This window comes from Methanopyrus sp. (genome assembly GCF_053997775.1).
The window spans coordinates 1-2,475 of sequence record NZ_JBMXXF010000005.1 but is presented as its reverse complement, the minus strand read 5'-3'; the positions used below and the strand labels follow the sequence as shown (position 1 = coordinate 2,475).

General features: G+C 70.4%; 2 protein-coding genes. One reads left to right on the top strand and one right to left on the bottom strand.

The features are described from left to right. Positions 1-31: 31 nt before the first annotated feature. Complete coding sequence (locus ACXJJV_RS01615) at positions 32-1,399, bottom strand: amidase family protein (protein ID WP_456466431.1); 1,368 nt, start codon at positions 1,397-1,399, stop codon at positions 32-34. 27 nt (positions 1,400-1,426) lie between these two features. Here ACXJJV_RS01615 and ACXJJV_RS01610 point away from each other — a divergent pair. Next, positions 1,427-2,475, top strand: a 1,049-nt coding sequence (locus ACXJJV_RS01610; protein ID WP_456466430.1) for a hypothetical protein, incomplete at its 3' end; no start/stop codon positions are given.

Sequence of the window (2,475 nt, the reverse complement as noted above, 5' to 3'; positions counted from 1 at the left end):
CTCACCCTATCTACCGGTCCTCATCGCCCCGCTAGGGCTCGAACCGGGCGGCGCCCTCCAGCGCCGCCATGACGTTCAGCGCGGTGAGATCCTCCCAGGGCCGGCCGATCACCTGAACCCCGCAGGGAACCTCGTCGCCGTCCACGCGGATCGAGTCGAACGGGACGGTGCCCGCCGGGCACCCGGCCAGGTTCGGGATGACCGTGAGCACGTCGTACTCGTACATCTCTCGCACGGACAGCTTCTCGCCCAGGCGGTGCGGCGGCTTGGGGACCGTCGGGCCGATCAGCACGTCGTAATCCTCAAGCACCTCCAGCAGCTTCGATCGGATCCAGGTTCGGGCGCGCAGGGCCCGCTCGTAGTACTTGCCGCGCGCCTCCTGCCGGCTGATCGCCGCTCCGGCGACGATCCGCCGCAGCACCTCGCGGCCGCACGCGTGCTCGATCCGACGACCGTACCGGCGCCCGTCGAAGCGGCGCGTCGCGGAGAAGAACTCGACGTAGTTGATGATGTAGTACGTCGGCAGGGCGAGGTCGACCAGCCGGCGCCCCACGCTGACGACCTCGACCTCGGCGCCGCTCCGCTCCAGCGCCCGGGCCGCCTCCCGCGCCACCTCGGCGATCTCCGGCTCGGACACCTCCAGAAACTCCCTCACCAGCCCCACCTTCAGGTGCTTCACCTCGTCGGGGTCGAGCAGCTCCGAGTAGCGGGGGACCTCCGAGCGCCGCACCGTACCCTCCGCCTCCGGCGACGGCCCGGCGATCACCTCCAGCACGAGGGCCGCGTCGCGCACCGTCCGGGTGAGGGGACCGATCTGATCGAAGCTCATCGCCAGGTCGATCAGCCCCTGCCTGGGCACGAGCCCGTACGTGGGCTTGAACCCGACGACCCCGCAGTGCGAGGCGGGGTTCCGGATCGAGCCGCCCGTGTCCGTGCCCAGGGCCGCGTCGCAGAACCCGGCCGCGACCGCCGCCGCGCTCCCGGAGCTCGAGCCGCCCGGGATCCGACCCGGGCACCGGGGGTTGTCCGTGGGCCCGTGGCACGAGGTCTCGCCCGAGGAGCCCGCCGCGAACTCGTCCATGTTCGTTAGGCCCAGGATCGCCGCGCCCTCGCGCCGGAGCCGCTTGACCACGGTCGCGTCGTACGGGGCCCGATACCCTTTTAGCGTGCGTGAAGCGCAGTCGCAGGGCATCCCCTCCACGTTGATGTTCGCCTTCACCAGGATCGCCGCGCCCGCCAGCCTCCCCTCGTCCGACACCTCCTCGGGGGCGTCCTTGTTCACGTACGTGACCGCGTTGAGGTCCCGGTCCCGCTCCTCGATCTCCTCCAGGTACTTACGCGCCCGCTCGCCCGGATCCTCCCGACCCGACGACACCCTCTTTACCGCCTCCACCAGCATCGTCGACCGCCCCGGGGTGACGGACTGGTGCCGGTCCCGCTCCTGCTCACGGTCATATCGTTAACCGTCGCGGCGCCCGCGGGCGCGCTCCCGCCGATCCTCCTGGACACCAACTGCTTCGTGTACATGGACGCACCGGAGTTCAACGATCAGGACGTAGGGGTCAAGCCCCCGTACATCGGCCCCGGCTCAAAGACCACGCTGCGGCCCACCGGGGCCCTGGGCGGCCCCCAGGCCCCGCAGGCCCAACGGCAGGGCGGGCAGCAGACGCAGCAGACCGGGCAGCAGGGACAGCAGCAGGGTCAACAGGGTGGCCAGGCTCAGGCCGCCCCGAGCGCGACGATCGTGCAGCCACCCTCCGGGGCCGAGGACTGGATCAAGCCCCGCTCGGACTCCGACGGGGTCGAGTATCGACTGGTCGACGTGGACGGCGCGTACCCGAAGTCGCTGTACTGGTTGCCGTACTTCTCCCTCCTCTCGTACCTGGACGCGCGCGGTCGCCTCTACGTGATCCCGGCCGCGGCCGACCCGACCCTGAGGTACAGCGTGCTCAAGGCCATCCAGCGCCGGGCGCCCGGCATCCTAGTCATGAGGCTCCAGCTGACCGACCCCAGCAGGATGCCGAGCGTCGTCGACTTCGCCGCTAAGCTGGGCTACACGCACCTGATCACGGTGATCGCGGAGTTCGACCCGCTCGCCCTGTCGTCCGCACTGGCCCTGAAGTGGCGGCTGGTGGAGGAGTACTGCAGGAAGACCGGGACGGACCCGGTCACCGTCGGCGTGGCGATCGTCGCGGTGGGAACGTCGATGGCCCGGGTCAGGTTGACGGGCCCTGACGGGAGCGAGATCGGGACCGAGCACGTGACCGTGCTGGCCCCGATCCTCCCGAACGCGGCCGTGATCGACGTGACGGATCTGGACCCCGAGCGGTGCCCGCCCCCGCAGCTCCTGGACAACTTCGACCAGCTCCTGGTCGGTGGTGAGGGGATCACCGTGGACGAGATCGTGGTCGTGTACCGGAGCGACGCGTTCCGGGAGTACCTCGAGCGGTACCTGAAGTGGCTGTCGAGGGCGGA

Bases quoted from the DNA above. Each gene is read 5' to 3' on its own strand.
- ACXJJV_RS01615 (WP_456466431.1), bottom strand. From the start codon at position 1,399: ATGCTGGTGGAGGCGGTAAAGAGGGTGTCGTCGGGTCGGGAGGATCCG.